Source organism: Truepera radiovictrix DSM 17093 (assembly GCF_000092425.1).
GTDB classification, from domain to species: Bacteria; Deinococcota; Deinococci; order Deinococcales; family Trueperaceae; genus Truepera; species Truepera radiovictrix.
The window spans coordinates 2,854,144-2,875,706 of record NC_014221.1 but is presented as its reverse complement, the minus strand read 5'-3'; the positions used below and the strand labels follow the sequence as shown (position 1 = coordinate 2,875,706).

The 21,563-nt window shown below is 70.2% G+C and carries 20 protein-coding genes; 12 read left to right on the top strand and 8 right to left on the bottom strand.

Annotated elements, in window-relative coordinates; all coding sequences use genetic code 11:
* The first annotated feature begins 57 nt into the window (after positions 1-57).
* The gene (gene mnmC2 / locus TRAD_RS13180; protein ID WP_041947307.1) at positions 58-783 is read left to right on the top strand and encodes a tRNA (5-methylaminomethyl-2-thiouridine)(34)-methyltransferase MnmC2; all 726 of its coding nucleotides are present in this window, start codon (positions 58-60) and stop codon (positions 781-783) included.
* On the top strand, positions 780-1,853 hold the full coding sequence (locus TRAD_RS13175) for an NAD(P)/FAD-dependent oxidoreductase (protein WP_041947306.1): 1,074 nt from the start codon (positions 780-782) through the stop codon (positions 1,851-1,853). The genes mnmC2 and TRAD_RS13175 overlap by 4 nt, the downstream gene beginning before the upstream one ends.
* 7 nt (positions 1,854-1,860) lie before the next feature.
* On the opposite strand, the gene TRAD_RS13170 is transcribed toward TRAD_RS13175, so the two are convergent.
* Both TRAD_RS13170 and TRAD_RS13165 read right to left on the bottom strand, forming a co-directional pair.
* Complete coding sequence (locus TRAD_RS13170) at positions 1,861-3,279, bottom strand: hypothetical protein (RefSeq protein ID WP_013179109.1); 1,419 nt, start codon at positions 3,277-3,279, stop codon at positions 1,861-1,863.
* Between the two features lie 288 nt (positions 3,280-3,567).
* Positions 3,568-3,804, bottom strand: a complete 237-nt coding sequence (locus TRAD_RS13165; RefSeq protein ID WP_041947304.1) for a hypothetical protein — start codon at positions 3,802-3,804, stop codon at positions 3,568-3,570.
* A gap of 161 nt (positions 3,805-3,965) precedes the next feature.
* On the opposite strand from TRAD_RS13165, the gene TRAD_RS13160 reads away from it, so the two are divergent.
* The 6 genes from TRAD_RS13160 to TRAD_RS13135 all read left to right on the top strand — a co-directional run bounded on the left by TRAD_RS13160 (position 3,966) and on the right by TRAD_RS13135 (position 10,236).
* The gene (locus TRAD_RS13160) at positions 3,966-4,910 is read left to right on the top strand and encodes an SDR family NAD(P)-dependent oxidoreductase (protein ID WP_049773128.1); all 945 of its coding nucleotides are present in this window, start codon (positions 3,966-3,968) and stop codon (positions 4,908-4,910) included.
* Positions 4,911-4,928: 18 nt separating this feature from the next.
* Positions 4,929-5,585 carry a nitroreductase family protein gene (locus tag TRAD_RS13155; RefSeq protein WP_013179106.1) on the top strand — a complete coding sequence of 219 codons (657 nt, stop codon included), beginning with the start codon at positions 4,929-4,931 and terminating at the stop codon, positions 5,583-5,585.
* 142 nt (positions 5,586-5,727) lie between these two features.
* A complete protein-coding gene (locus TRAD_RS13150) occupies positions 5,728-6,636 on the top strand; it encodes a DUF1338 domain-containing protein (protein WP_013179105.1) in 909 nt (302 codons plus the stop codon).
* A gap of 322 nt (positions 6,637-6,958) precedes the next feature.
* Complete coding sequence (locus TRAD_RS13145; protein ID WP_148221257.1) at positions 6,959-7,576, top strand: hypothetical protein; 618 nt, start codon at positions 6,959-6,961, stop codon at positions 7,574-7,576.
* On the top strand, positions 7,576-9,192 hold the full coding sequence (locus TRAD_RS13140; protein ID WP_013179103.1) for a PKD domain-containing protein: 1,617 nt from the start codon (positions 7,576-7,578) through the stop codon (positions 9,190-9,192). Before TRAD_RS13145 ends, TRAD_RS13140 begins: the two co-directional genes overlap by 1 nt.
* 96 nt (positions 9,193-9,288) lie before the next feature.
* Positions 9,289-10,236, top strand: coding sequence for a polyprenyl synthetase family protein (locus TRAD_RS13135; protein ID WP_013179102.1), 948 nt, complete (start codon positions 9,289-9,291; stop codon positions 10,234-10,236).
* Here the strand turns inward: TRAD_RS13135 and TRAD_RS13130 are convergent.
* Positions 10,233-11,732, bottom strand: a complete 1,500-nt coding sequence (locus TRAD_RS13130) for an SDR family oxidoreductase (RefSeq protein WP_013179101.1) — start codon at positions 11,730-11,732, stop codon at positions 10,233-10,235. The genes TRAD_RS13135 and TRAD_RS13130 overlap by 4 nt on opposite strands.
* A 423-nt stretch (positions 11,733-12,155) precedes the next feature.
* Between TRAD_RS13130 and TRAD_RS13125 the strand changes: the two genes are divergently transcribed.
* Positions 12,156-12,740: a thioredoxin family protein gene (locus tag TRAD_RS13125; protein ID WP_013179099.1), complete on the top strand. Its 585-nt coding sequence runs from the start codon at positions 12,156-12,158 to the stop codon at positions 12,738-12,740.
* A gap of 54 nt (positions 12,741-12,794) precedes the next feature.
* On the opposite strand, the gene TRAD_RS13120 is transcribed toward TRAD_RS13125, so the two are convergent.
* The 3 genes from TRAD_RS13120 to TRAD_RS13110 form a co-directional block, all read right to left on the bottom strand.
* Positions 12,795-13,265, bottom strand: coding sequence for a DUF6992 family protein (locus tag TRAD_RS13120; RefSeq protein ID WP_013179098.1), 471 nt, complete (start codon positions 13,263-13,265; stop codon positions 12,795-12,797).
* Between the two features lie 67 nt (positions 13,266-13,332).
* A complete protein-coding gene (locus TRAD_RS13115) occupies positions 13,333-14,238 on the bottom strand; it encodes an alpha/beta fold hydrolase (protein WP_013179097.1) in 906 nt (301 codons plus the stop codon).
* Positions 14,239-14,297: 59 nt separating this feature from the next.
* Positions 14,298-15,434: a carboxylate-amine ligase gene (locus TRAD_RS13110; RefSeq protein ID WP_013179096.1), complete on the bottom strand. Its 1,137-nt coding sequence runs from the start codon at positions 15,432-15,434 to the stop codon at positions 14,298-14,300.
* A gap of 332 nt (positions 15,435-15,766) precedes the next feature.
* Here TRAD_RS13110 and TRAD_RS13105 point away from each other — a divergent pair, with 332 nt between their 5' ends.
* Both TRAD_RS13105 and TRAD_RS13100 read left to right on the top strand, forming a co-directional pair.
* Positions 15,767-16,660 (top strand): NAD-dependent protein deacetylase, encoded by an 894-nt coding sequence (locus tag TRAD_RS13105; protein WP_013179095.1) that lies wholly within the window; start codon positions 15,767-15,769, stop codon positions 16,658-16,660.
* Positions 16,661-16,748: 88 nt separating this feature from the next.
* Positions 16,749-17,444, top strand: coding sequence for a tetratricopeptide repeat protein (locus tag TRAD_RS13100; RefSeq protein ID WP_013179094.1), 696 nt, complete (start codon positions 16,749-16,751; stop codon positions 17,442-17,444).
* A 448-nt stretch (positions 17,445-17,892) separates the two neighbouring features.
* On the opposite strand, the gene TRAD_RS13095 is transcribed toward TRAD_RS13100, so the two are convergent.
* Positions 17,893-19,869 carry a putative bifunctional diguanylate cyclase/phosphodiesterase gene (locus TRAD_RS13095; protein WP_013179093.1) on the bottom strand — a complete coding sequence of 659 codons (1,977 nt, stop codon included), beginning with the start codon at positions 19,867-19,869 and terminating at the stop codon, positions 17,893-17,895.
* Positions 19,870-20,133: 264 nt separating this feature from the next.
* Here TRAD_RS13095 and TRAD_RS13090 point away from each other — a divergent pair, with 264 nt between their 5' ends.
* Positions 20,134-21,021 (top strand): hypothetical protein, encoded by an 888-nt coding sequence (locus tag TRAD_RS13090; protein ID WP_013179092.1) that lies wholly within the window; start codon positions 20,134-20,136, stop codon positions 21,019-21,021.
* Between the two features lie 2 nt (positions 21,022-21,023).
* Here TRAD_RS13090 and TRAD_RS13085 read toward each other — a convergent pair whose 3' ends face one another.
* Positions 21,024-21,425, bottom strand: coding sequence for a carboxymuconolactone decarboxylase family protein (locus tag TRAD_RS13085; protein ID WP_013179091.1), 402 nt, complete (start codon positions 21,423-21,425; stop codon positions 21,024-21,026).
* Positions 21,426-21,563: the final 138 nt, after the last annotated feature.

The following is a 21,563-nucleotide window of genomic DNA, read 5'->3' as shown; positions in this document are numbered from 1 at the left end:
CAGCTTATACCGCGCTCCGTGGCGGGGGTGAGGGAGGGGCTGCGGTACGATGGGGGGGTGACGGCGCCTACCCCCCAGCCCCACGTGCAAAGGACGCGCGACGGCAGCCTGACGCTCTACAGCGCCCGCTACGCGCAAGCCTACGGTTCGCGCCACGGGGCGCTCACCGAAGCGCTCGAGGTGTTTCTGAAGCCCTCGGGGGTCGCCGCGCGGCTCGCGGCGGGGCGCGCGCGGGTGCTCGAGGTCGGTTTCGGGACGGGGCTCAACTTCTTCGTGACGGCGCGCGCGGCCCTGCGCACCCCCGGGGCGCGGCTGCACTACGTGGCGCTCGAGCGCGACCTGCTCACGGCGGCCGAACTCGCCGCCCTCGGTTACGGCGCGCTCCTCGGCGAGGAGGGGCTCGTCGAGGCGTTTCTCGCGTGGCGCTCGGGGCCGGCTTCCGAAGCGCAGCCCTTCTCCTTTGCGCGCTCGGGTGCAGAGGTGACGCTCGAGCTCCGCCTCGGGGACGCCGCCGAGCGGGTTCGCGGGCTCGCCTGCGCGCACCACGCGGTCTACCAAGACGCGTTTAGCCCGGAGGTCAACCCCGAACTCTGGACCCCCGCGTTTTTGGCGTGCCTCGCCGCGGCGCTCGTCCCCGGGGGGACGCTGACGAGCTACTGCGTCCAGGGCGAGGTGCGGCGGCGCCTCGCCGCACTCGGGCTGGTGCCGCACAAGCGCCCCGGCCCCCAAGGGGGTAAGCGCGAGGTGCTGCTGGCCTATAAACCCGTCCACGCTCCCCGATGAACCCGCCGCAAGACTCACCGCACGTCGCCGTGGTCGGGGGCGGGGTGATGGGTTCGACGCTCGCCTACGCCCTCGCGCGGCGCGGCGCGCGGGTGACGCTGCTCGAGCGCGCCCCCGCGGGCTCCGGAGGGGCGTCGGCGGTGCCCGCGGCGCTGCTGAACCCGTACCGGGGGCGCAGCGCGCGGGCCACAGGCGCCGACCTCGCGGCGCTGCGGGCGACCTGGGCGCTCGTCGCGGAGCTCGAGGCCGCGGGCTACCGCACCGGCGCCGTGCGCAGCGGGGTGCTCCGCATCGCCTCGAGCCCCAAGCAGGCGCGGCTCTGGGCGCAGCGGCCGGGGGTGCGCTGGTTCGGGCCGGACGCGGTGCCAGGGCGGGTGGCGCGGGGCGGGTTTCACACCCCTTTCGGCGGTTTCGTGGCGCGCGAGGGCGGTTTCGTGCTGCCCTCGCGCTACCTCGCGGCGCTGCGCGCGGCGGCGGCGGCGCGCGGCGCGGCGCTGCGCACGGCGTGCGAGGTGCTGGCGGTCGAGGCGCCGCAGCGCGGCGGCCCCTACACGCTGCGCACCGCGGCGGGGCCTTTGGTCGCCGACGCCGTCGCCCTCTGCGTCGGTGCGCACGCGCTCCCGCCCCTACCGGCGGGGGCGGCTGCACCCCCCGAGCTGACGCACGTCGCGGGGGAGGTCGTGACCTTCGCGCTGGGGGCGCTCCCCAGCTACCCGCTCGCGGGGGCCGTCTACGGGGTGCCGGTCGCGGCGGGGGGTGAGGCGGGGGTGATGCACCTGGGGGGCAACCACCGCGCGGCCGACCGTGAGGACTCGTCGGCGCCCGCGCGGCTGCAGCGCGCGGGGGGGTGGTTCGTACCTGCGCTTTTGGGGGCGCCGCAGTGCGCGGTGTGGTCCGGGGTGCGCGCCAAGGCGGAGGACAACCGGCCGCGGGTGCTCGAGCTCGCCCCCAACGTGGTGTTCGTCGGCGCGCTCGCTGGGCGCGGCTTCCTGGCCGCCGCCGCGCTCGCCGCGCCGCTCGCGGAGGCGCTCGTGGGGGGCGCGCGCGCGGGTGGCCGCGGTCATCCCTGAGGCTTTGCTACGGCCGCACCACCCCCGAGCGGCTCGCGAACGCGCGCGCCGTGCCCCCAACGCCACCGATGGGGAAGGGTGCGCTCTCGAAGACCACGCTCCAAAAGAGCTCGGTGTCCGCGCTGAGCGCCCAGCTCGGGTCCCAACCCGGGAGGTCGCTGAAGTCGGGGAGCGCTGCGCGCAGGGTGCGCTCGCCCCCACGCACGCTCGAGCGCGCGCGCCGCAGCTCGGTCCAGCGGTGGCTCTGGTGCAGGGCGTACGACAGGGTGCGCCCACCCCGGATCTGCGAGTAGACCTGCGCGTAGCGGCCGCTACGCGCGTGTGCGGACCACGAGGCGAGCGGGCGTAGGGTATCGGGCGCGCCTCGGAGGGTGAGCTGCACCGGGCCGAGCGCTGCGGGGAGCGTGAGCTTGGGCGGGTGCTGCGGCGCGCGGGGCGCTTCGGGCGGGGGGAACGCCACCGCGAGCCCGCGGCTCGCGCCCGCCTGCGCGGCGTCGTCGTACGCAAAGCCCTGCACCACGGCGTGCAGCACGCTCCCCGGCACGCGGTCGGCGGTCGGCTGGGCGTAGACGAGCGCCCCTTCGCCGCTGACCTCCCCCAAACGCGCCCGGGTGCCGCCGGGGCTGACGAGGTCGACGCTCCCGGCGACGACCTCCCCGACGGCAGCGCCGCCGACCGTAAAGCGGTTGGGGTGTGGCGCAAAAGATGACGGGCCGGTGAAATCGACCTCGAGGCCGCTTTCGGGTGCCAGAGCGACGTTGGGTTCGTAGACCAACCGCTCGGGGACGAGCGCGTCGCCTCGGTAGCGGGCCGCGACGAGGTCGAGCGCGGCGTCGCCGTGAGGGGGCACCACCAAGCGCTGCTCCGGCGCTGCACCCTCGACGAGGGTGGCGCGTCCCCCCAGGTAGACGCTGCTGTAAGCCCCCTCCGCGAGCCCGATGACCTTTCCGGCGACCGTTGCGACCTCACCGGTAGGGGGTGGGGTGCAGCCCGAGGTGACGTGCGCGCCCTCGGCGAGGGTGGCGTGCTGCACGCGGACGACGACGCTGCCCGAAGCGTCTACGCAGACGCTCGCGACGCCGTAACGCCCTTGGGGATCGGCGACCGTGACCTGCAAGGCGAAGCTGGAGGCGTCGGTTCGGGTGGTGGGTGGGGCGGCGCGCGCCGCGACCTCAAAGGGTGCTGCCTCGGTCGGGGGCGGGGTGTAGGGGAGCGCGCCGCGCAGCTCGAGCGCGCGCCACGGCCCCGATCCGTCTTGCAACGCGACCCACTGCGCGCCCTCGACGCCGATCCAGAGCGGCGAAGCGGTCACGTCGCCGCGCCCGTCCGCGCACCCCACGACGCACGCGCCGATGAGCAGCGAGGCGACCGAGCGCAGCTGCAAAGCCGCCCTGAAGGGGGGTCGTGTCGGCAGGGGTCGAGGCACCCGTCCTCCTCTGGATGAGACTCGTGTGAGTATAGCAGACGGCGGCGACGGGGCGGGTGGCGAGGGGGCGCAGCCGTTCGGTGGCGTTCCTTTTGGCCGGTGCGCACCGCACGGTTTAGAGCGCCGCAAGGCGGTCACGCCACAAAAAAAGCGCGCCAAGAGCGCGCTGCGGGCAAGACTAGGGGGCTCGGCTGAGGTCACCGCCAGGGCGCTGGGGTCACAACGGCTGCGCTGCGGTCCCGCGCAGCCGCCCCCCCACGCTTCGGGTGAGGCGCCGCCCGCGCCCGACTAGTCGAGCCACGCCTGGACGTCGCCGTGCTCCCCCGGCTTGTCGCGGCCCTCGCGGCCGCAGCCGGTGCAGTGCGCCCTGAATTCGGCGGTGTCGGCGCCGCTCTCGGCGGGGTCGCCGGAGAGCTCGAGCTCGACCGCCTCGCCGCAGGCGGGGCACATGGGCTGCTGGTTGAGCTGAAAGGATTGCCACATCGCTAGGAGCTCTTCGGAGGTGTAACTTTGCGCGTCGGCCATGCCCAAGTGTAGGTCGCCGAGCCTCACGACACCGTAGATTCGGCGGACATGTGTGGCGATAAGACCCATGGCCCATGGGGGCCGGCCTCGAGCGCGGGGTGGGCGCCGAAAGGGGCCCCTCCCCACGCTCTTAGGGGGCGCGCGTCCGTATAGTGCCCTATATGCAGACTTCAGAGACGGCACCATCCGCAGCGGCCCGGATCACCGCCCCTGCCGACCTCCGTGGGCGCACGGTGCTCGTGACCGGGGCGAGCTCGGGCATAGGCCGCGAGACGGCCCGCGCGCTCGCCCGCGCGGGCGCCACCGTGTTGACGGTCTCGCGGCCGAGCGGCGAGGGGGAGGCGCTGGCGGCGCAGCTACGCCAGACGGGCGCCGAGGTGCACTTTTTCCCCGCCGACCTCTCCAGCCTCGCCGAGGTGCGCCGCGTGGCGCGCGCGTTGCGCGCGCGCGCGCCGCGGCTCGACGTGCTCGTCAACAACGCGGGCGCCTTTTTCTCGGAGCGCCAGACGACCGCCGAGGGGCTCGAGCGCACCCTCGCGCTCAACCACCTCTCCGTGTTTTTGCTGACCCACCTGCTTCTAGAACCGCTGCTGGCGAGCCCCGCGGCGCGCGTCGTCACCGTCTCGTCGCAAGCGGAGCGCCTCGGGCGCGTGCACTGGGACGACCCCATGCTGCGGCGCGGCTACAACGGTTGGAAAGCCTACAGCCAGTCGAAGCTCGGCAACCTGCTCTTTTCGTACGAGCTCGCGCGCCGCCTCGCCGGCACCGCTGTGAGCGTCAACGCGCTCCACCCCGGCGGCGTCGCGACCGGCTTCGGGAGCGGCAACCGTGGCGTCGGGGCGCTTTTGCTCAAGCTCGCGCGGCCCCTATTTAAGTCGCCGGAGGAGGGGGCGAAGACCGTGATCTACCTCGCGGCGTCGCCCGAGGTCGCGGGGATCTCGGGGCGCTACTTCGCCGACTGCCGGCCCGCGAGCTCGTCGTGGCGTTCGCGCGACCCGGAGCTGCAGGCGCGCTTTTGGCGCCTGAGCGAGGCGTTGGTCGGCCTCGGTGACGAGGAGGCGGCGGCGCTGCGCCGCGTGAGCCAGGCTGCAGGCGCGGCGCGTTAGGCGCCCGATAATAGCGGGATGCGTACCGCTATCCCCCCCCAGGACGCCGAGCGTCCCGACCGTGACCGGCGCGCCCCGAGCGACTACCCCCTCACCGACCTCCTGGCGCGGCGCTGGAGCCCGCGCGCTTTTGCCGAGACGCCGGTTGAACCGGAAAAGCTCGCCAGCGTGCTCGAGGCCGCCCGTTGGGCGCCGTCGTCGTCGAACCTGCAACCCTGGCGCTTTCTGGTGACGCGGCGCAAGACGGACGCCTTTGACGCGCTGCGCGCCTGCCTCGCGCGGGGCAACCAGAGCTGGACCGAGCGGGTGCCGGTGCTCATCCTGACGCTCGCCGACACCCTGCTGCCGGCCAAGGGCGACAAACCCGCGGCCGAGCACGCCTACGCGCTGCACGACGTCGGTCTGGCGGTCGCCAACTTGACCGTTCAGGCGACCGCACTGGGCCTTTTTGTGCACCAGATGGCCGGTTTTCGCCCCGACGAGGCGAGGGCGGCCTTCGGTATCCCCGAGACCTTTAGGCCCGTGACCGTCTTGGCGCTCGGCTACCTCGGCGACCCCGCCGCGCTCCCCGCGGAGCTGCAGGAGCGGGAGCGCGCGCCGCGGCGACGCAAACCGCTGCGCGAGCTCGTCTTCGAGGGGGCGTGGGGAGAGGCGGCGGGGTTTCTCGAGCCCTGAGGCCAGCCGTTACCCTCACCCTGCTTTTTCGGTCCATAAGCAAAGCGCTTTTGTGGCCTACGGTTCTGCCGTAAAACGCTAGACGCGCTTTCGCTTTGGGTGTATGGTGGCGCCAAAGGCTTTAAAGCCTAAGGAGGAGCCGATGAGCGTTGCATCCAAACTGGAAACGTTGCAGGGCGTGCTAGACGGCCTCATGCGCCGCTACAAGGCGCGCGTCCCCGACGTCGAGGCGATCCTGCAGGCGATGACCGCCGAGGGCATCATCCGCACGCCCGAGGAGATCGAAAACGACCACATCGCCTTTCGCACGATGGGCGTGCCGCACCTGGGTATCGCGTCGCTCGAAAAGGTCTTTTTGCACTACGGCTACCGGCGCCGCGACGCCTACGACTTTCCGGCGAAAAAGCTCGACGCCTACTGGTACAGCCCGCCCGAACCGCGCTTTCCGCGCGTCTTTATCAGCGAGCTGCGGGTCGGCGAGCTGAGCCCGGAGGCGCAGCGCATCATCCACGCCTACACGGACGAGGTGACGCGCGACCCGGTGGACGCCCTTGACCTCGACGACGCGGGGGCGGTCGACGCCTTTTTGCACCACCCGCTCTGGCGGCTGCCGAGCTACGCCGACTACAGACGCCTCGCCGAGGAGAGCGAGTACGCGGCGTGGGTGATCTACAACCGCTACTACCTCAACCACTTCACCATTTCGGTGCACAACCTGCCCGAGGGGTACAACACGGTAGAGCAGTTCAACGCCTTTTTGGAGGCTCGGGGTTTTACCCTCAACGCCGCGGGTGGCAAGGCGAAAAGGAGCCCCGACGGCCTCCTCATCCAGAGCTCGACGGTCGCCGAGATGATCGAAGCCGAGTTCGCGGGGGGCGAGCGGCATAAGATCGCGGGGTCGTACGTCGAGTTCGCCGAAAGGCGTCCGCTCCCCGAGTTCGCGGGGCAGACGGAGCTGACGCGCGAGCAGCGCCGCGAGGGCTTCGAGGCGGGCAACGCCGACAAGATCTTTGAGAGCACCTACGCCGCGCAGACGGGGCGGCGCGGATAGCCCGAACCTGCAGCCCAAACCTAGCAACGGGCTCGAGGCGACCTCGAGCCCTCTCTTTTGCGCTCGCCGCCATGCGTCAAGCGCTAGGGGGGCATCTGCAGGTCAGTTGGCCCTCAACGCCGCCACGCTTAACGCCTCTTCGCGTAGCTGCGGCTACCCTTCAGGCACCGGAAGACGTCGCCCCCAAAAACCTGGGAAGACCTACGGTGTGAACTCCTTTACATGTGCGGCGCTGGCTGTGGAGTTTTCACCAAAGGCGCACCTCCGGGGCCCCTAAGCTTGGGGTGTGTGCCGAATCGGCCAGGAGGCGCAGATGACTCTCATGCCTAGAGCTGCTATGCGGATCGCGAGCGGGGCGCTACTCATGGGCCTCGTGGCGTGCAGCCACACGCTGCGCATGGCGCCCTACGCGTTTGACGTGCAGCTAGATCCTCAACCCATCACCCTGAACGTGGCGCTCGGCCCCGAGGGTAGGGCTACGTACGCGCCGAGCGCCCACGTGCTGCGGTTTGCGAGCAAAGCGGGGGCGGTCGGTGCGACCATCGAGGGGTACGAGATCTTCTTCTATGAAGCGAGCGGTAACCCGGCTTTCCCCGGCGACGCTGTTCTCAGGAGCCGCGGGAGCCTCAACCTCTACGTGCCCCCGGGGCTCTCCTGCGACCAGCTCCTAGAGGACGAGACCTTCGACGGCTGCACGGTCAACTCCCCCGGCGCAGCCTTCCGGCGCGGCCCCGTAAGGCCCCCCTTGGGGCAGGCGGAAAACCTACCGACGACGACGCTCGTCCCCGAAGACGTCGCTCGGGAGCTCTACCGCCTCGTGGGTGTCGGCGGCGCCGTCGGCGCCTACGCCAACCTCTACTTCTACGGGACCGACGACCTGCAGCGGCCGTTTCGCAGCGGGCCCTATCAGGTCGCGATCATCGTGGGTCAGGGGCCGTGATGCGCCCCCCCTTTCGCTGCGCGCTCCTCCTTGTCTGCGCGCTGAGCGCCTGCAGCTCCCTCAGCCCACAACCGACCGCTGGCTCGGGCCCCGCTGAGGAGCCTGCGGTCGCCATCGCGCAGATCGGTAACCCGAACGCCGAACCGCTGCCGCAGGTGCTCGTCGACGCGCGCGCCCCGCGCAACGGGCCGCTCCTCGTCCCCGCCGACACGCAGTACGACCCCGTCACCCAGCAGACGACGAGCTACCCCGTCGCCGTGTTCGTCACCGCTTCAGACAGCGAGCGCGTCGAGAGCGTCGAGCTCTTCGTCAACGGCGCGTCGATGGGGCGCTTTGTGCGCGGTACGGACCCGCGCGCCTTCGGCAACCCCTTTGTCTTTCCAGCGCCGGAGAGCGGGCGCCCCAGCGTACCGCTGCCGGGCGCGGCGAGCGGTCTTGTCACCTCGCAGCTCCAGGCGGTCGTGCGTAACGCCGCGGGGCAGCAGCGTCAGACGGCTGTCCTCGAGGTGCAAGCCGACGGCAGCCGCCCCGACTTCGACTTTTCGGTCTCCGGCCACGGCGCCAGTGCGACCGGCCCGGTGCAGTTGAGCGCGAGCGCGAACGACCCGGAAAGCGGGATCGCGAGCTTCGCGGTCTTTGTAAACGGCCAGGAGCAGGCGCTCGACCCCGCCTCCCCCGCGTCGTTCTCCGCAGCGCTCGAGCTGCCCGCGGGCTCCTACACGGTGCGGCTCGAGGCGGTCAACGGGGTGGGGGTTCCCAACGCGACCTCGTACACCTTCAGGGTCGCGGAGCGTCCGAGCGACGGTGCGCCGACCGACCCCCCCACCGCGCCGCCCGCGCCCCCGACCGACCCCACCGACCCCCCCGCACCTCCCACGGACCCCACCGACCCCCCCGCACCGCCGACCGACCCCACCGACCCGCCCACGCCCCCGACGGATCCTACCGACCCGCCCACGGACCCGCCCGCACCCCCGACCACCCCCCCCGAGGACCCCGACAACCGCCGCCCCGAAGTCGCGCTCGCCGCCGAGCCCACCGCCGGTGAAGCGCCCCTCACGGTGACCTTTACGGCCAACGCCAAGGACTACGACGGTGACCCCCTCACCTTCCGCTGGGATTTTGGCGACGGCACGGTTTTGCCCGCGACGACCCGCGAACAGCGGGTGCAGACGCACACCTATACGGCCCCCGGCAGCTACACGGCGACCGTCACCGTCGAAGACGGCCGCGGCGGGGTCGGGCGGGCCAGCGTGACGGTGACGGTGACCGCAGGAGGGGGCGGTAACGGCGGTGGTGATGACGGCGGTGCCCCCCCCGCGCCGCCGAGCGGCCCGACGATCATCGCTGGTGACGACGCGGCGGTGACGCTGCCCGGCGAACCGGTGGTGATCAACGTCCTCGCGAACGACGCCTCGAGCGCGGGGGAGCTGACCCTCGTAGGGGTGAGCGAGCCGGTAGCGGGTGGCGTGGCGGAGGTCGTGGACGGGGGGTTCGTCCGCTACACGCCGCCGCCCGAGCTCCTCACCACGGACGCGTTTACCTACACCATCGAGGACACCGCCGGCAACCGCGCCACCGGCCGGGTGCTCGTCCGCATCGAAGCGCGCCGCTAGCTGCTCGCGGCGCGCTTCGAGGGGGCCGCCTCAAGGGGGCGGGCCGCGTTCGGGCGGTGCGAGCGGACCCGTGTACTGCCCCGTATACTGCCTAGTGTGTTCGACCTTATCCAGCAGGACCTCAGCGACTTCGAAGCGCGCCTGACCGAGGAGCTCTACTCACCCGTCGAGTTTATCGGCGCCATCGGCGAGGACCTCGTGCACGCGGGGGGCAAGCGGCTGCGGCCGAGCCTCGCTTTTTTGACGGGGCGGCTTTTGGGCGCGGAGCGCGAGGCGGCGATGCGGGTCGCGCTCGCCGTCGAGCTGCTGCACTCGGCTTCGCTCCTGCACGACGACCTCATCGACGACGCCAGCACGCGGCGCGGCGTCGTCGCGGCGTTTCGGCGCTACGGCAACGTGGTGAGCGTGATGTCGGGCGACTTTATGCTCGCGCGGGTGCTCGGCATCCTCGCCGAGGCGGACGCGCCGAGCTTTACGCGGCTCATGTCCGAGACCGCCGCGCGCATCTGCGAGGGGGAGGTGCTGCAGTTTCAGATGGCGTCTTTAGAGACCTACTCGCTCGAGCACTACAACACCATCATCGAGGGCAAGACCGCGGTGCTGCTCGCCGCCGCGACCGAAGGGGTGGCGCTCCTGGCGGGCGCCGCGCCGGGGGCGCGGCGCGCCCTGCGCGCCTTCGGGCTCCACTACGGCCGCGCCTTTCAGATGCGCGACGACCTACTCGACCTCATGAGCGACCCCGAGACGCTCGGCAAACCCATAGGCGGCGACCTGCGCGAGGGCAAGGCGACCTTTGCGGTGCTGACGCTTCTAGAGGCGGGCGTCGAGGAGGCGCGGACCATCTTGCGGCGGCACGCCAGCGAACCGGGTGATGTCGAGCGGATGCTCGAGCTCGTGCGCGCGCACGGCGCCGAGGCGCGGGCGGCGGCGCAGATCGCGCTCGAGGCACAGGCGGCGATGCGGGCCCTGGAGCCTTTTGAGGAGGGCCCGGCCAAGCGGGCGCTCGTCTCGCTCGCCGAGCGGGAGCTCGAGCGGGTGCGTTAGGGGCTCGGTGACGGGTCCGGCGCCACCGCGCGCTGCTGGCTGAGCTGCTCGGCGCGCCGCCCGATGGCGCGGAGCATCGACGGGAAGACGAACAGGTGCAAGGGGTAGACGGCCCACCAGTAGAGAAACCCCAAGAGCCCCTTGGGTTCAAAAAATGCGGTCTGCTGCACCTCGGTCCCGCCGTCTTCGGTGTCGCGCAGGTCGAAGCGGAGCCACGCCCGCCCCGGCAGCTTCATCTCGGCGCGCAGCTGCAGGTGGTCGTTGGGCGCGACGCTCTCGACGCGCCAGAAGTCGAGCGCGTCGCCGGGTTGCAAGTTCACGGGGTCGCGCCGTCCGCGCCGCATCCCCACCCCGCCCCAGAGCCGGTCGAGGAGGCCGCGCAGCTGCCAGAGCCAATCGAACGTCCCCCAGCCCTCCTCACCGCCGATCCGCAAAACGGCGCTAAAAACGTCCTCACGAGCTACCCGGAAGCGCTCGACGCGCCGGTCGAGGAGCATCCCCTCGGTGTCGCGCGGCCTCAGCTTGGTGGGTTCGGGGGTGCCGCGCGGCACGGCGGCCAGCGCGCCGCTCCAGAGCGTTTCAACCGCCCCCTGTTGGGTGCGGTCGAGGGCGAGCTTGACGGCGGTCTCGTAGGAGATGGGGTGGACGCCGTAGGCTCTGGCGGGTTCGGGGTCGTCGACGATCACCTCGCTCGTGAGCCCCTCGACCAGGGGGCGGGCGATCGACGCCGGGATGGGGGTAATCAGGTTGATCCAGTACGACGAGAGCCGCGGGCTGAGCACGGGGGTCGGGATCATCGTGCGTTTAAGCCCGCGCACCCGCGCGTAGGTGAGCATCATGTCGCGGTAGCTCAGGATGTCCGGGCCGCCGATCTCGACGACGTGGTGCCCCTGCGGGGGCCTCTCCAAAGCGCCCTGCAAAAAGGCCAGCACGTCGCGGATGGCGATGGGTTGGACGCGCGTGTCGACCCACTTGGGGGTGACCATGAGGGGCAGGCGCTCGGTGAGGTAGCGGATCATCTCGAACGAGAGGCTCCCCGAGCCGACGATGATCGCCGCGCGAAACTCGGTGACGGGCACCCCGGCGGCGGCGAGGGCGGCGCCCGTCTCCTGGCGCGAACGCAGGTGTTTGGACATCCCCTTGTGCGCGGCGCCCAGCCCGCCCAGGTAGACGATGTGCTGCACGCCGGCCTCGCGCGCCGCCGCAGCGAAGTTGCGGGCCGCTCTTAGGTCGCGGTCTTCAAACCCCTTTTCAGAGGCGCCCATCGAGTGAATCAGGTAGTACGCCGTGTGGACGCCCCTCAAGGCCGCCTTTAGCCCCTCGCCCCGCAGCACGTCGGCTTCGGCGACCTCGACCTGCGCAAACCACGGTTTGCCCGCAAGGCGCGCCCGGTCGCGCACGAGGCAGCGCACCGGCAGCCCCGCCTCCAAAAGCCTCGGGACGAGGCGTCCACCGATATACCCCGTTGCCCCCGTGACGAGCACGAGCTGTTGCATGCTCCTAGTGTGGCCCTTGTGGCGCGCTGAAACAACGACCCAAAGCGCTTTTGAGGGGTCGCATGACGTTGGTCGCGGCCGTCTTCGGCGTGCGCGCGAGACCCGTCTGGGGTGACGGCTGCGTAGCCAAGGCGATGCTCGTGGGCATGATGGTGTCGGGGTGGCGCTCTTAAAAACCCTGGCCGCGGCCAGTAGCGCTCACTTGGGAGAGCCCCTGTGCGGGGCGCTGCCGATGGGCGCCGCGGCGCGACGTCCCGCTCAGGGGCACGCTGGGCTCACGCGCTCGCTCACGCCGAGGCCAACGCGCTCCCCGACTTTGACGGCCGCCACGACCCGCAGCGCTGCCTTGCCTACACGTGACCTCCGCGGGTCGCGGTAGCCTAGACCCGCACGTCTTTACACGCTCGGCGAAAGGAGACGCGGATGAGCTTTACCCTACAGCTTGGCGAAGCAGCCAAAGACTTTTCGCTTCCGGCCACCGACGGCCAGACCTACAGCCTGGCGAGCTTTGAGGGCGCAGAAGCCCTCGTCGTCTTTTTCACCTGCAACCACTGCCCCTATGTCCTCGGTTCGGACGAGCTGACGCGTAAGACGGCCGAGAGGTTCATGCCCAAAGGGGTCGCCTTCGTCGGCATCAACGCGAACAGTGCCACCACGAAGCCCGAAGACTCCTTCGAGCACATGGTCGCGCGGATGAGCGAGCACCGCTTCCCCTGGGTCTACCTGCGCGACGAGACGCAGGAGGTCGCCTACGCCTACGGCGCCCTCCGGACCCCGCACTTTTTCGTCTTCGACCGCGAGCGCAAGCTCGTCTACACGGGGCGTGGGGTGGACAACCCCAAAGACGCAGGCCGCGTGACCGTAAGTGACCTCGAGAACGCCCTCGAGGACCTCTTGGCGGGCCGCCCCGTCCGCGTGCCCGTGACCAACCCGATCGGCTGCAACATCAAGTGGGAGGGCCGCGACGCCCACTGGATGCCGCCCGAAGCGTGCGACCTCGTGCTATAAACCGCGTGCTATAAGCCGCTCACAAGCGGTACGGTCGCTGCGGCAACGCCCAACTCAAGCTTGGGCGCTCTGACGGCGCTCCTGGAGGTAGCGGCCCGTTCGCTGCGCGTAGACGAGGTCGAAAGCGAGCAGAAAAGCCCCCTGCACGACGACGCCGACGCCGTTGCCGCGCGCAAAGGCGTCGGTCGTGCCGGCGGTCAGCGCGAGCGCCGCCCCGCCGGCGACGTAGAGCACGTCGAGTCCGGCGTTCACGCGCAGCAGCTTGTGGAGGTTGCGCGCCTCCTCGCGGGTGACCTGCGGATCGTCGGGGCGTTCTAGCGCCCGCTGCCGACGCCGCATGGCGCGCAACCCGAAAGCGGCGATGCCGGCGTCGATCCCCCCCCAGACGACCCCTTGCAAACCCACCCCGCGCCAGAAGGGGGTGCCCGCGAGGAGTAAGCCCCCCGCGCCCACGCTCAGCGCGCTCCAGGCGAGCAGGTTGCGCGACAGCTGCCGCTGCAAAGACCAGATGGACGTTTGGACCATAACCCACTATACGCGGGATAGGGAGTTCGGTTCGTGGCCGCGGCTCGGCGGGCAGCTTCAGCGACACTTAGCCAAAAAACGTCGTGGCGGCTTCGATGAGCGCCTCCGGCGCCTCGCGCGGCAGCCAGTGCCCGCAGCGCGGGACGAGCCGAAGGCGGGCGTTGGGTATTCTGCGCGCCGCGCGCCGCGCCCCCCAAACGGGCACGACGAGGTCGCGCGTACCGTGGAGCAACAGCGTCGGCACCTGCAGGTCGCCAAGCTGCGCGCGGTAGTCGGTGCGAAAGCGCAAAAGGCCCATTTCACCGCGCAACCAGGCCATAAAGGCCGCCTCGCTCCCCTCGTGGCTCAAGGGTTCGCGGACCTCCTCCAAAAGCTGCTCGGTGACCTTTTGGGCGTCGCCGAAGATGACGTTTTTGAGGTACCAAGGCAGCAGGCGCCGGTAGCGGCGCAGGGTGCGCCAAAAAATCTGGCTGAGCCAGGGCGAGCGCAGCGCCAGGTAGGGCAGAAGCGGCAGCTGTGGGGTGCGGTTCAGCGCGTAGGCGCTGACCAAGATGAGCTTGTAAAACCGCTCCGGGTGCTCGAGCGCCGCCCCCAGAGCGATACCGCCCCCCTTGGAGAAGCCGACGAGGTGGGCGCGCCTGACGCAGAGGGCGTCCAAAAAGCGCGTCAAAAACCGCACGTAGTCCTCGGTGGTGTAAAAGGGGTCGGGGGCGTCGCTGAGGCCGTAGCCGGGGAGGTCGGGGGCGATGACGTCGAAGCGCTCAGCTAAGGGCGCCAAGCTCGGGCCGTAGGTGAGGCGGCTGCTGCCGACGTTAAAACCGTGGAGCAAGACGAGCGGCGTCCCGCGCCCGCCGCGCAGGTAGTGGACGCGCAAGCCGTCGACCCGCAGGGTGTGGGGGGTGGGCTCGAGGCTCGTGGGGTTAGCTGCACCCCGCCCGGAAAAAGGCTCCGCCCCCGCACCGCCCGTCGTCACTCCCTTAGTGTACGACGAGCGGTGCGGGGCTTCTGGTAGGGAGCGCACGCTCCTCGCCGCTACGCCGCCCCTTCGGGTTGTACGGTGCAGCTCGCGGTGGTCTCCTGTACAAGCCAGTCGACGACTGCTTTGGGGTCTTGCGTGCGCCCGAAAACCTCTAGCTGCCGGTCGGCGCTGCTGCCGCGCTTTAAGATGGTGTAGGCGTGCTCGGCCTCTTTGCGGCTGCCGAGCTCGTCGAGCGCGTCGTCGACGAACTCGAGCAGCTCGCCTAAAAGCAGGTCCATCGGCAGCTCCTCTTGGCGACCGAAGTCGATCAGCTTGCCACCGAGACCGTAGCGCACGGCGCGCCACTTGTTCTCCTCGATCATGGCCAAGGGGTAGCGTCGGAACGAGATGTTGTCGACGCGCATCATGTAGTGCTTGAGCACGAGCGCCTGAAAGATGGCGGCGCAGCAGAGGGCGTCGTCGACGTTCGTGCAGAGGTCGCAGATGCGAAACTCCAGAGTCGGGTACTTGTGGTGCGGGCGCAGGTCCCAGTAGATCTTCGAGGCGTCGGCGACGCAGCGGGTGCTCACAAGTACGTCGATAAAGTTCTGGTATTCGCCGTATGAGCCGAACTCGACGGGCAGCCCGGTGCGCGGAAAGCGTTTAAAGAGCGCGCTGCGGTAGCTTTTAAGCCCCGTGTCGCGCCCCTCCCATAGCGGCGACGAGGTCGAGAGCGCGAGGACGTGCGGCATAAAGTAGCGCAGCGTGTTCATCGTGTCGATCACCAGCTCGGGGTCCTCGATGGCGACGTGGACGTGCATTCCGAAGATCAGCATCTGCCGCGCGAGGTCCTGCATGTCCTCGACGATGCCGTGGTAGCGGGCGTCGGGGGTGATCTCCTGGGTCTGCCAGGTCGAAAAGGGGTGGGTACCGGCCGCCGCGATGCACGCCCCCTGCTTTCTGGCGAAGTCGGCGACTTGGCAGCGCAGACCGATCAGTTCGCCGCGCACCTCCTGGATGGTGGCGCAGGCTTTGGTGCCGACCTCGACGGTGCTCTGGTGGAGCTCCGGTTTGAGGTCTAGGTAGCGCAGCACGCTGTGGTCACCCTGCATAAACTGGGTGATGTAGCTTTTGAGCTCGCGCGTCTCGGGATCGATGATCTGGTATTCCTCTTCGATGCCGACGGTTAACGAAGGGCGTTTGACGGCCACGGTGCGCTCCAATCGCTGGCTAAGTTTGCTGATATTAGCCGATTCTAGCAGCCGGTGTGGGGGATGAAGCGGGGCGAAGGGGGCGAGGAGCGCCCGCTTGGGTTGGGGTGTCGAGCTCGCGCGTTGGGGGTAACGGTACACCTCGCTCTGCGCTCAAGAGCAATCTGCAGTCGCTAGGTGCCGTTGTGAGGTGCCGCTATAGGTGCGGTCGCGGGTGCGGCGGTTTGGGTGCGGCTGGCGCTGCCGCGAGCGCCTACAACCCAGCACCTACAACCTAGCGCCCGGGTATAACGCCGCCTTGCCCGCCGCGCGGCGCCATTCTAGAGTAGAGCATGTCCCGCAACGCCCTTTCCGCGTCTGCGGCGCGTCCCGCAGCGTCCCTCGGTGGCCCCGCTCTTACCGCCGCGCTCCCGGAGCTCGCCGCGCAGCTCGCCGGGCGGCGGACGCTCGTCTTAAGCGGCGCGGGGATCAGCACCGACTCGGGCATCCCCGACTACCGCAGCCCCGAGCGTTTGGCGAAACCGCGCCATCCGATGCGGTATCAGCAGTTCGTGGCCTCCGAAGGGGCGCGGCAGCGCTACTGGGCGCGTTCGGCGGTCGGGTGGCCGCGCGTCGCCGCGGCGCAGCCCAACGCGGCGCACCGCGCCCTCGCGCGCCTCGAGGCGCGCGGCGTCATGGGCGTGATCACGCAGAACGTCGACGGTCTGCACCAAGCGGCGGGGAGCCGGCGGGTGCTCGAGCTCCACGGCAGCCTCGCGGCGGTGCGCTGTCTCACGTGCCGCAGGGTGTCGTCGCGGCGGCAGCTGCAGACGCGCCTGCTCGCACTCAACCCAGAGCTAGCGCTGGCCGCTCGCGCTGCGTCCGCGAGTGCCCCCGATGGCGACGCCGAGATCCCCGAGGCGCTCTGGGCTTGCGTGCGGGTGCCCGCCTGTACGCACTGCGGCGGGGTGCTCAAACCCGACGTGGTCTTTTTCGGGGAGAACGTCCCGGCGCCGCGGGTGGCGCGGGCGTACGCGATGCTAGAGCGCGCCGAGGCGCTGCTCGTCGTCGGGTCGTCGTTAACCGTCTTTTCGGGCTACCGCTTCGTGGTGCGCGCGGTGCAGACGGGGCGGCCGGTGTACATCCTCAACCGCGGCCCGACGCGGGGCGACGATGCTGCGGCCCTCAAGCTCGAGGCGCCCCTCGGTGAGGCGCTCCCCAAGCTCGCCGCGCTGCTCGCCGCCTAGCGCTACGGGTACGGACTACTTTGGCGCGCGCCAGACGCTCGCACGCGCCCCCGGGATGTGACATGCTGGTTGCACCCAAGGAGGCTCGATGAGACGTTCGCGATACCGCTGGTTGAGCTTGTTGCTGTTCGCTCTCGCCGTGAGCGCGCACGCCCAGAGCGCCGACGGCGACCGTCTGTTCGCCGCAGGCGACTACGCGGCGGCGGCCGCGGCCTACCTCGCCGCCGCCGAAGCCGACCCCGAGGACGCGGCGGCCCTCTACCACGCCGCGCGCGCCCGCACCTATCAGGCGCGCGAGACGGCAGGGGAGGCGGCGGTCGCCCTCTACGAGGAGGCGGTAGCGCACGCGCGGCGCGCGACCGAGCTCGCCCCCGACGACCCCGAAGCCCACTTCGCGCTCGCGCGCGCGTGGGGGCGCCTGGCGCAGTACCGCGGCGTGTTGGAGTCGCTCAACTTAGCGACGCTGATTAAGCGCGAGCTCGACCGGACGCTCGAGCTCGACCCGGACCACGACGGCGCCCTGCACGCGCTCGCACTGTGGCACACAAACGTCCCGTGGGTGTTCGGCGGCCGCACGGAGCAGGTCCGGCCCCTTTTTGAGCGCGCCATTGCGATAAACCCCACCGTGCTCCATCACCTCGAGTACGGCGAGACGCTCCTGGCGCTCGGCGACCCCGAAGCGGCGCGGCGACAGCTCGAGTTGGCCCTCGAGCTGCCCGCCCCGACCGCCGCGGATAGGGCCGAACAGGCGCGCGCCCGCGAGCTTCTCGCGTCGCGCTTTTGACGCTGACCCAAGGCCACTAGGCTGCTTGCAACCGCCCTGTCGTGTCGGTTGTGCGTTCGCTCATCCGCGCTCCCCTCGCACTTGCGCATCTGAGGGGGGAGCCGTTGCGGTCGTTGCAAGAGCGCCGTGTAAGAGTTCTGTAAGCGCGCTGCAGTTATCGTGCCGCTAGAAGGCTTTCACGTTCCCCCCGCACTCTCTAGAAAGCTTTCAGCCAGCTCAGGTCCCCGCGTTCTCCTTCACCGTTACCAGGGGACCTGACGTTTTTTTGTTTTTGGGGTCGGGCGAGGGTGCTGGCTGCGGCGCCAACGCCTGCCGGGGGGTCGCGTGGGTGTCACCCGCGCGCTCTTGGGGGTTCAGCCACCGCGGGTGACGCGTCCTCCACGGGCCACGAGCTACACGCGACAGGGCCCTTGACCTGCGGGCGTCGGGACACGACGTCACCCAGAGCCTAGCTCAGCACTTCGCGCACCCGCTCGAAGGTGACGGGCTGACGCGGCTCGCGCCCGAGCAGGCGCGCAAACTCGCTGGCGCTCAAGGGGCGGGCGAAAAAGTAGCCCTGCCCGACGTCGCACCCTAGCGAGCGGACCAGCTCGAACTGCTCGCGGCTCTCGATGCCCTCGGCGACGAGCTCGACGTCGAGGCTGCCGGCGAGCTTGACGATGGCCTCGACGAGCGCCAGGGCGTACTGCGGCGCGTGGCGCGGGGTGCTCAGGTCGCGGACAAACGAGCGGTCGATCTTGATGGTGTTGATGTCGAAGTCGCGCAGGTACGACAGCGACGAGTAACCGGTCCCGAAGTCGTCGATGGCGACGGTGATCCCCTCGTTGCGCAGCTCCTGGAGGTTGCGCCGCACGATCTCGGGGTTGCGCATGACGATCGACTCGGTGAGCTCGAGCTCGAGCAGCTGCGGTGCGAACTGGGCGTCACGAAGGGCGGCCAAGACCGTCTCTTTAAAGTTGGGTTGGGCGAACTGGAGAGGGGAGACGTTGATGCTGAGCCGCACCGGCCACTGGCCGCCCTGCCACGCTCGCGCCTGCGCCATCGCCGCCTGCAACACCCACTCCCCGAGGGTGAGGATAAAGCCGTTGGCTTCAGCCAGCGGGACGAACTCGGCGGGCGAGATCCAACCGCGCGTCGGGTGGCGCCAGCGCAGCAGCGCCTCGGCTTTAAGCAGCTGACCGCTCCCCAGGTGAAACATCGGTTGGTAGCAGAGGTGCAGCTCCCCCCGCCCGAGCGCGCCGCGCAGGTCGCGCTCGAGGCGTTTATGCTCCTCCAAAGCGGCGTCGACGCTCGCGTGGTAGCGCTTGACGCCGTTTTTGCCCGCGTGTTTGACGTGGTACATGGCGCTGTCGGCGTGGCGCAAAAGCCCCGCGGGGTCGAGCGCGTCCTCGGGGTAGACGCTCACCCCGATGCTCGCGCTCACGCTCACGACCTGCCCTTCGATGAAAAAGGGCTCGTCGAGGGCGAGCTTGAGCGCTTCGGCGACGCGCACCGCTTCGTCGCCGCAGCGCACGTTGTGCAGCACGAGGACGTACTCGTCGCCGCTCATGCGGGCCAAGAGGTCGCCCTGGCGGCTATAGGTGCGCAGGCGCTGCGCGATGAGCACCAAGAGCGTGTCGCCCGCCTCGTGGCCCATGGTGTCGTTGACGAGTTTAAAGCCGTCGATGTCGATAAAGAGGAGTGCCAGCTTGTCGGGTAGCGGGTGCGGCTCGAGGGGGTCGTCGGCGAAGAGGAGGCGTTTGAGTTCGTTTTCGAGCGCCAGGCGGTTGGGTAGGCCCGTGAGGAGGTCGGTGTAGGCGAGCCGCTCCATGGTCTGCGCGTGCGTCTGCGAGCGGATAAAGCGCTCCATGTAGAGGCTAAAGAGCTGCGTCAGCACGTAGAAGGTGACGTTGGCCAAGACGAGCTGCGACAGCGCGTAGACTTCGCCGTAGTTCTCGCCCGCTAAAAGGTTGGGGACTGCATACACGAGGCTAATCGCGACCATGCTCGACAGGCAGGTCAGCGCCACCGCCCGTCCGCCGCGGATGCGCGGGAGGAGCGACGAGAGCACGTAGATCGCCGGCACCCAGAAAAACGACTCGCTCAGCTCGCGGAAAAAGTCGGCCGTGGGGGGGAGGAAGTAGAGGATGTAGACGAGCTTGCCGATGAAAAAGGCGCTCGCGGCGCCCATGGTGACGCGAAACACGCGCTCGAAGCTCCAGACCCGCAGGTAGAGGAGCACGTCGAGCGCCAGCAAGAGCGCCGCGAGCGCGGGGTAGACGGCGAGGTCAAAAGGGGTCGCTTGGCCGCTCGGGTGCTCGAGGGCGAGCCCGATCAGGAGCGCAAACGCGGGCACCGGCAAAGCGAGCAGGAGCCCGAGGCGCCAACCCTTGGGGGCGGGGGCGCCCTCACCGGGCGGTAGGGAGAGGCGAAGGTTCTTGAGCATCGTCTAGGCGCCCTCACGGCTGAGCGGTGTCGCGCTCGCCGGTGTAGCATAAGCGCCCTTTACGGGCAGGTAAAGCGCGCAGCAGGTCACAAGCGCCGCGCCCGAAGTGTGTCACCATGGGCCCGGCGGCGCTGTGACACCCACAATACGCGCTGCAGAGCGCTCTATGCTTGAACCGTTGCACAGCGCACCCCCGGTGTGAACTTTGCCTCTTGTGACGTTTCCCGACCGCCCCGAAGGGCGACGGGATGAAAGGCCCGACTCATGCAGCTTCCTGTCGAAACCACGCCGACGTCTGCCGCTCTGCCCGGCACGCCCGTCTCCGAAACGGCGCTGCTCACGCGCATCTGCGTCTCGCGCCCCTACTTCGCCCTCGATAAGCTGCGCGCTCATGAAGGGCGCTTTTACGCAACCGCCGCCGCCGACCTGCCCCTCGGACGCGAGGTCGGCCCGATGAGCAGCGCCGAGATCAGCCGCCACGCGGCAATCGCCGGCCTCTGCGGCGCGGCGCTCGCGCAGGGGGACGACGACCGGCGGTTTTACTTGGCGCAGCGCGCCGAGTTTTACGCGCTGCCGAGCGCCGCGCCCTACGGCACGCCGGTGAGCTTTTGCGCGCAGCTAGAGGACCTCAACAAACGCAGCGCCCGCTCGAGCATCACGGCGAGCGTCGGCGACGAGCCCCTAGCGCGCCTCGAGGTGAGCTACACCATCTTGACCGAGTACGCGTTTCGGCGCCTTTTCCGGCACCGGGCGCGCGCGACGGCGCCGCGTGCCCGGATGTGCGCCGCGCTACCGGGGCGCCTCAGCGTCACCGACACCGCTAGCTACGAGGTGCCGGCGGTGCCCGAAGCGGCCTGCGCGGGGCACTTCGCCTCGTACCCGGCGCTGCCCGTGGCGCTCCTCGTCGGCCAGCTCGGCGATACCGCGTCGCACCTGCTCGCGACGGGCGCCTTTCGCGGGGTGCGCGCGAGCGTCGTGGCGAGCGACCTCTGCTGGGCCGGTGAGGCGGCGCGCTTCGAGGTGCGGCGCGCGCCGGAGGCGTTCGCGGACGAGCGCGCGCTGCTCGCGACGGGTATCGCCGGCTTCGATTGCCGGGTGCTCGCGGGTGAGCGCGAGGTGTGCACCGCCAAGATGCTGCTCGAGCCGCGCTGAGCTCAGCCGACCTCGGCGGCGTCCGGCGCCGGGGGGGGCTCGAGCCCCCTTAGCGCCCGCATGGCGGCGAGCGCTTTGGGAAAGCCCACGAACATCGCCGCCTGGATGATCACCTCTTTGAGCTCGCCGACGGTGGCGCCGCAGCGCAGCGCGCCGCGCAGGTGCGTCTTGAGCTCCCGCTCGCCCCCGACGCCGATCAGGGCGGTGACGGCGAGCAGCTCGCGCGTTTTGAGGTCGAGCCCGGGGCGCGCCAAGACGGTCTCGTAGACGACGTCGGTGATGAGCGCGGCGAGGTCGGGGTCGAGGGTGTGGAGGGCGCCCTCGATCGCCGCGCGCTGCGCCCCCCAGAGCCGCTGACGGACGCTGGCGGCGCCAGGTTGGTCGCCCCGGTCGGCGCCGGTCATGTCAGGGTGGTTGTCCGCGACCTTACCGGGGTGGTTTGGGTCGCTGCTGTGGATAGGACGTGACACGCGCTCACTATACGCGCCGGTGAGCGCCTTCTGGGTAGAGGAACTTTGGGGCCCACCTGTAGACTGTAGGGC

Excerpts from the sequence above, each read along its gene's own strand:
- TRAD_RS13175 (WP_041947306.1), top strand. The coding sequence starts at position 780 with ATGAACCCGCCGCAAGACTCACCGCACGTCGCCGTGGTCGGGGGCGGG.
- TRAD_RS13165 (WP_041947304.1), bottom strand. The coding sequence starts at position 3,804 with ATGGCCGACGCGCAAAGTTACACCTCCGAAGAGCTCCTAGCGATGTGG.
- TRAD_RS13160 (WP_049773128.1), top strand. The coding sequence starts at position 3,966 with ATGCAGACTTCAGAGACGGCACCATCCGCAGCGGCCCGGATCACCGCC.
- TRAD_RS13155 (WP_013179106.1), top strand. The coding sequence starts at position 4,929 with ATGCGTACCGCTATCCCCCCCCAGGACGCCGAGCGTCCCGACCGTGAC.
- TRAD_RS13150 (WP_013179105.1), top strand. The coding sequence starts at position 5,728 with ATGAGCGTTGCATCCAAACTGGAAACGTTGCAGGGCGTGCTAGACGGC.
- TRAD_RS13145 (WP_148221257.1), top strand. The coding sequence starts at position 6,959 with ATGCCTAGAGCTGCTATGCGGATCGCGAGCGGGGCGCTACTCATGGGC.
- TRAD_RS13140 (WP_013179103.1), top strand. The coding sequence starts at position 7,576 with ATGCGCCCCCCCTTTCGCTGCGCGCTCCTCCTTGTCTGCGCGCTGAGC.
- TRAD_RS13130 (WP_013179101.1), bottom strand. The coding sequence starts at position 11,732 with ATGCAACAGCTCGTGCTCGTCACGGGGGCAACGGGGTATATCGGTGGA.
- TRAD_RS13125 (WP_013179099.1), top strand. The coding sequence starts at position 12,156 with ATGAGCTTTACCCTACAGCTTGGCGAAGCAGCCAAAGACTTTTCGCTT.
- TRAD_RS13120 (WP_013179098.1), bottom strand. The coding sequence starts at position 13,265 with ATGGTCCAAACGTCCATCTGGTCTTTGCAGCGGCAGCTGTCGCGCAAC.
- TRAD_RS13105 (WP_013179095.1), top strand. The coding sequence starts at position 15,767 with ATGTCCCGCAACGCCCTTTCCGCGTCTGCGGCGCGTCCCGCAGCGTCC.
- TRAD_RS13100 (WP_013179094.1), top strand. The coding sequence starts at position 16,749 with ATGAGACGTTCGCGATACCGCTGGTTGAGCTTGTTGCTGTTCGCTCTC.
- TRAD_RS13095 (WP_013179093.1), bottom strand. The coding sequence starts at position 19,869 with ATGCTCAAGAACCTTCGCCTCTCCCTACCGCCCGGTGAGGGCGCCCCC.
- TRAD_RS13090 (WP_013179092.1), top strand. The coding sequence starts at position 20,134 with ATGCAGCTTCCTGTCGAAACCACGCCGACGTCTGCCGCTCTGCCCGGC.
- TRAD_RS13085 (WP_013179091.1), bottom strand. The coding sequence starts at position 21,425 with ATGACCGGCGCCGACCGGGGCGACCAACCTGGCGCCGCCAGCGTCCGT.